The sequence below is a fragment of the Candidatus Angelobacter sp. genome (genome assembly GCA_035607015.1).
In the GTDB taxonomy this organism is placed as follows: domain Bacteria; phylum Verrucomicrobiota; class Verrucomicrobiia; order Limisphaerales; family AV2; genus AV2.
This window is the reverse complement of the sequence record DATNDF010000197.1, coordinates 1-5,229: the sequence shown is the minus strand read 5'-3', so window position 1 is coordinate 5,229 and position 5,229 is coordinate 1. Positions and strand designations below refer to the sequence as shown.

Here is a 5,229-nt window from a genome sequence, read left to right as displayed (position 1 = left end):
AACAGTTTCTTGCCTTTTGAATTCAGAAACGTCAAATCGTGACGAATGGCGCTGAAATCATAACCATCTTTCTCCGGCTCCAGCTCACGCCAGGTATATTTTAACTGAGCACCCTCGAAGGCCTTGGTGTTAATGAACGCGACGTCGGAGATTCTCTCTCTGTCTCGATTGAAGAATACGTAGTGATGCACGCCCGCGCCGAAGGCACTGCCCCAACACATCGAAATGAGAAAGGCGCAGCAACCTGATTGCGGAACTATGCTCATGACTTGAGCGGACAGGTGCAACGGACGTACGCTGCCGCGACCTGGTTAGCTGCTCCTTTCATACAACGCGACGGAATTACGGCTCAAGATACCAAAAGTTTTGGCCTGGCACATACACGAACTGGACAGGTAGGAGTGTGTGCTCCCGATCGAGGCAGTCGATGATGGCGTAAGTGATAGTCGCGATGCGCCGGTGCTGGGTCTTTCCAGGCAATGCAAAATGTCCTAAGATTGTGTGACGTGGGTTGAGGTGCCAAACCTTCTTACCGGAATAGTACGGGGAACCGACCTTCAAGCGATCAACAGTAACGGTGACACGCACTTTTACGGGAAGGCCGTCCCCACAGTGAACTAGGCGAAAGCCGACGTCGGGAAGGTCCCGCTGCTTCCCACCGCCAAGATCTTGAGTGATCTCGCACCGGACAGGCGGGACCAACGAGCGAGTGAACTCTTCGTAGACCTGATCGCGTCGAACGCGAAGCTCCGCTACGAAATACTTAGTGCCTCGCGGGTGGAGGTTATTGTAACGGTGAGTGCGAGCGTGGCAGTCAAAGCAGAGTGGGATCGCATTGTCGAGAGTGTTGGGACCTCCGTTTGCTTCCGGGACCAAGTGGTCGATCTCGATGTCGAGTCCACATGGACGTTTGCACAGACAACAATGCCGATCACACCAGAGGAGCGCGGTGCGACGGATCGAGGGTGAGAATGGCATATCTTATCGATGAAGGACCGCACTGTGTGCATGCCATCGTGCGCAGCTTACTTTTTCCAATTGCGGCTCCATAATGTTATGAAAACAGATTGGCGAATCCTGTGAAAGCGTAATTCTGCAACCGGACTTCAGATTCTGATCTTCCGCACCCATTGCTGGTTCGCTTCCCAGTAGGTGCGTTTCAATTTGATTTCGGGATCGTCGCCGGAAGGTTGCAGGAGGCCTTCGGTGTCAATCGCGCGTGATACCAAGGTGTGATCTCCAGCCGACGGGTTCTTCCAATCGTAGTTCCAGAACGTCCACGAATATTTCGACCGCTGTTTTTTGTCCAACTCCACCGGCGTCCAGTTGCCGTCGTCGATCTTCAATTCCACCCGCTGAAGCGGTGTGCCGTCGGTCCAGGCCGCGCCGCTCACACGCAGCGAGCCTTCCCTGCGCCGCGTGACGCGGGCGACGACCGATTTCACGTCCATCGGGCCAACGCTGGTTTCACGCCAGACGGTTTTGCCGTCGTGTTCCTCGCCGCGGATGGTGACGTATTCGCGCGCCATGTATTTGCTCATGTAACGGCGGTCGAGCAGTTCAATGCGCGTGAGCCATTTCACCCAGGTGATGCCAAACCAGCCCGGCACGATGAGCCGCAGCGGCGCGCCATGTCCTTTTTCCAGCGGCCGCCCGTTCATTTCATAAGCGAGCAGGATGTCGTCGCGCTTCAGCACGTCGCGCAACGAGAGGCTGCGCGCGAAGTTTTGCAAATAATCCTTCTCGCGGATTTTCTCGACCTTCTCGTCCGCGCCGAAGAACACGGTTTCGATGGCGCGGGCGAGCGGATGACTTTCCTTGAGCAACGGGGCCAACGGGGTGCCGGTCCATTGAATATTGCCGATGGCTCCCATGAAACCTGGATTGGAACTGTTGCCGGAACATTCGAGTGTGGCGGTGACGGTCCTGCGCTTGCGAGCCTTGATGTCGGCAAGCGACAGTGTCCGCGGCTTTTTCACGAGGCCGGAGATTTCCAACTGCCATTTTTCGAGATCGACTTCCGGCACGCCGTAATGCTGAACCTGGTAAAGTTGTTCGTTGGGCGTGATCCAGCTCGTGAGATCCTGCCAGTAAAGCATCCTGCTCTTCGGCTGCACGTCGAGAAACGGCACGACGGTCTCGCCCGCGCCCGGCTCGTCAAAGCCAAAAACGGAGAGCGGAGATTGCGCGAACGCCAGCGCGGCAAACGCCACACTGCCGCGAAGCATATCACGACGGGTAATGGTTTGTGAGATCATAGAACAAGCTAGTTCGAATTCGTGATTTCAGCACTCACAACCTCTGTAGGTTGACCGTAAACTACACCAGGCCAAAACCGCACAGGCGGAGGATGGTTCTTGTTACCGGTGAAAAACCTGTCTTTGATGTGGTTGCAAAACAAGCTGACGCGTTTCAATACTGCGATCGGGCCGTCCAATTGGCTGGATACGGCCACTCGAATCCGCCAAGGCAGATTCGTATTCGGTGGGGTTACATCGAGTAAACCTCTTGTTCCCGGGTCAAGCAGCATCGGTACGGCCATCACCGGTCCCGCGTAGTTGTAAGCGGCCCATCCGGTTGCTTGTTTAACCTCGATCACCTTCTCGTAGAACGTGACGACGTTCGATGAATAGTTTGTCACTGCAAACGTAACGCCGACACCAGTGGACACGCGCGAACCGAGGCAATACAAGTCGATAGGAGGTCGCTGCGTGCTGGCACTGCGCATGAAAATCCAAGACAACAAGACAGTGAGAAAAGCAGCGGTTCCGACCCCAACAATAAGCCGCGCCCGCCTGCCAAACGGTTTCCTGCCCAGAGCAGTCGGCCTGCTCCGGAAAATTCCATCATCGGTTTGGGCATTGTTCGCCATGTATCGGTAACACTTGCGTACAAAATCAAAGCCAGCTGGGAGGCCAACCTAAGCCACTCGTCTTGCGATAAGTATCCCGACAGCAATCAACCGCGCGGCGCGGCGCCGGCGATGCTAAGGTTCAGTTCAATTTCATCCGAGACTTTCTCTTCCATCTGGCCGGGGTTGATGCCGAAATCACGCCGCTTGATTTTGAAATTCGCGCGGATTACGAGCAGATCCCCGTCCTTGCCCGTGCGCGCCTTCAACTTGTCCTTGAGGAAGGTCATCTTCACGGGCGCGGTAACGGTCTTGGTCACGCCGTGCAGGCTCATCTTCCCGGTCACGTCAGCGGTGGTGACGTCACCCTGTGTCTTGACGTTCTTAACGCTTTCGACCTCGAAGGCGATTTGTGGGTACTTCGCCACGTCGAGCCATTTGTCGCTGTGCAGGTGCTCCTTCTGCATCGGGTTGCCGACGTGCAACGAGGCGGACTCGACGACGATCTTGCCGTTGACCGCGCCGGGGTTGGCGGGGTCGAACGTCACTTTGCCGGAGATGGCGGTCGCGGTGCCGTTGATGGATTCGAGCGGCGCGTCGGTTTTGAAGATGACGTTGTTGACGCCCTTCGGGTCCTTGAAATCGAACTCGATGGGCGCGGCCAACGACGTCACGGCGGCCGAAGCAACGATGAGAGCGGGGATGAATTTGATTTTCATGGCGAGCCGACCGGTCTGTTTTTGGTTTTCGATGCAAACAACGACATGATGAACAACGCCAGCGCGCCGACAAGGCCGACGGCCAGAAAATCCACGCCGGGCAGAAACGCCTTCTCGATCACCGGGCCGTCAATTTCGGTCACGGGGTCCTTCTGCCAGCGTGTCCGCGTCGTCTTCGTCCAGCCGCGATTTGCCCCGAGCAGCAGCCAGAACAACAGGCTGAACACGGCCAGGGCAAGCGCGCCGACTCGGAGGATCCTTCTCATCTCAGGCCAAGGCTGCGGCAGCGAATCCAGGCGTCATTTCTTCGCGGCAGTGTTCGCGACGCCAATCACGCCGCAAGCGATGCGCCCGCCCGCGTTGCCGACTGGCTGGCCGCCGTCGTCCACCTTTGCATGCACGATGACGCCGCGTCCAATGACAGGGTTTTTCATGCCTGCGATTGAAATGTTGTTCACGGTGATTTCGTAGTGAGCCTTGCCGTCATTGTCGGCGGTAAGATTGCCCAGATCGCCCGCATGACGCATTTCCTTCTCGGGTAAACCATGCTGGTGGCCTTCGGGATTGTAGTGACCGCCCGCGCTCATGCCGTCGGCGGACGAGCAATCGCCATACTGATGAACATGGATGGCGTGTTTCTGGCCGGGCGTCAGTCCTTCGATGTCCGCCACGACTTTCACCGAGTCGCCCTCCTGGGTGAACCGCACCGTGCCATGGCACTTGTTGCCGGCGGTGGCGTGCAAAACCGCAACGGCCTGTCGGACCGCTGCCCAGGCTTCGCCGTGCTCGTGTTCAGCCGCGCGCGCCGGCTCGAACGAGATGATGCCGAAGGATGAAACCGCGGCGATGACGGCAAGTGCTTTCAAAGTTTTCATAGGCTTTCCTGTTAATGATACCCGTTGGTTTTGGTTGGTTACGCTGAGAAAATGCGGGGAGAGCACGCTGAGGTGAAACATCGAACAATTAAAACTGCCAGATGGCGAACGGTTGCTTGTGTTAAACTTCGCGGCGAGCCGCCGCGAACAGCACGCGGGCCGTGTGCGCTCCCCAAGATACCTCTGACAGTTTTCAGGCCAGGTCATACGTATAGGGCTTGCGTTGCGGACGCGCGAGCCACCTGTCCGCCTCCGTGTCGTTGACGAACCGTTCCCTCTCCGGATCCCAGTTCAACTTTCGACCAAGCCTCATGGAGATCACGCCGAGGTGGCAAACCGTGACCGAACGGTGTCCGATCTCCGGTTCGCAGATTGGCGGCTTTCGCGAGCGGACGCAGTCGAAGAAATTACCCATGTGATTGTCGCTGACATAGAGATGCGTCGCGTTCGATGCCAGTGGTTCGGTGAGCACTTCCGGCTTGCTGGCTTCGATCCGGCCGCGAGTCACAAAAATCCAGCCGTCGGTCCCTTCAAATTTCACGCCATGAACCGGATCGTCCGGTTTGCCGTGGTGTGAGCCGTCGGGCCCGTCCGTCGCGACACTGACACAGGTGAGCTTTACGCCGTTGGCGTAAGTGTATTCGATGTGATACTGGCTGGCGGCCGTGTACCCGCCCGGAATCATCTCGATGAGGGACCTGCCCTCGATCGCGACGGGGCCGCTGCGCTCGGTGCCGTTGCCCCACTGCGCGATGTCGTTATGGTGCGCGCCCCAGTCGGTCAT

Annotated in this window: 8 protein-coding genes; all 8 read right to left on the bottom strand. The window is 57.5% G+C overall.

All coding sequences use genetic code 11. The features are described from left to right. On the bottom strand, window positions 1-266 hold a 266-nt coding region (locus VN887_08045), incomplete at its 3' end, for a hypothetical protein (GenBank protein HXT39958.1). A 76-nt stretch (window positions 267-342) separates the two neighbouring features. After that, complete coding sequence (locus VN887_08040; GenBank protein ID HXT39957.1) at window positions 343-978, bottom strand: HNH endonuclease; 636 nt, start codon at window positions 976-978, stop codon at window positions 343-345. Between the two features lie 128 nt (window positions 979-1,106). Next, window positions 1,107-2,258: a sulfite oxidase gene (locus VN887_08035; GenBank protein HXT39956.1), complete on the bottom strand. Its 1,152-nt coding sequence runs from the start codon at window positions 2,256-2,258 to the stop codon at window positions 1,107-1,109. Window positions 2,259-2,266: 8 nt separating this feature from the next. After that, window positions 2,267-2,872 carry a hypothetical protein gene (locus VN887_08030; protein HXT39955.1) on the bottom strand — a complete coding sequence of 202 codons (606 nt, stop codon included), beginning with the start codon at window positions 2,870-2,872 and terminating at the stop codon, window positions 2,267-2,269. A gap of 86 nt (window positions 2,873-2,958) precedes the next feature. After that, on the bottom strand, window positions 2,959-3,570 hold the full coding sequence (locus VN887_08025) for a YceI family protein (protein ID HXT39954.1): 612 nt from the start codon (window positions 3,568-3,570) through the stop codon (window positions 2,959-2,961). After that, on the bottom strand, window positions 3,567-3,836 hold the full coding sequence (locus VN887_08020; protein HXT39953.1) for a hypothetical protein: 270 nt from the start codon (window positions 3,834-3,836) through the stop codon (window positions 3,567-3,569). The genes VN887_08025 and VN887_08020 overlap by 4 nt, the downstream gene beginning before the upstream one ends. A 33-nt stretch (window positions 3,837-3,869) precedes the next feature. Beyond that, window positions 3,870-4,445 carry a superoxide dismutase family protein gene (locus tag VN887_08015; GenBank protein ID HXT39952.1) on the bottom strand — a complete coding sequence of 192 codons (576 nt, stop codon included), beginning with the start codon at window positions 4,443-4,445 and terminating at the stop codon, window positions 3,870-3,872. Between the two features lie 193 nt (window positions 4,446-4,638). Further along, window positions 4,639-5,229: gfo/Idh/MocA family oxidoreductase (locus VN887_08010; GenBank protein HXT39951.1), on the bottom strand; the 591-nt coding region annotated here is incomplete at its 5' end.

Bases quoted from the DNA above. Each gene is read 5' to 3' on its own strand.
- VN887_08040 (HXT39957.1), bottom strand. From the start codon at position 978: ATGCCATTCTCACCCTCGATCCGTCGCACCGCGCTCCTCTGGTGTGAT.
- VN887_08035 (HXT39956.1), bottom strand. From the start codon at position 2,258: ATGATCTCACAAACCATTACCCGTCGTGATATGCTTCGCGGCAGTGTG.
- VN887_08030 (HXT39955.1), bottom strand. From the start codon at position 2,872: ATGGCGAACAATGCCCAAACCGATGATGGAATTTTCCGGAGCAGGCCG.
- VN887_08025 (HXT39954.1), bottom strand. From the start codon at position 3,570: ATGAAAATCAAATTCATCCCCGCTCTCATCGTTGCTTCGGCCGCCGTG.
- VN887_08020 (HXT39953.1), bottom strand. From the start codon at position 3,836: ATGAGAAGGATCCTCCGAGTCGGCGCGCTTGCCCTGGCCGTGTTCAGC.
- VN887_08015 (HXT39952.1), bottom strand. From the start codon at position 4,445: ATGAAAACTTTGAAAGCACTTGCCGTCATCGCCGCGGTTTCATCCTTC.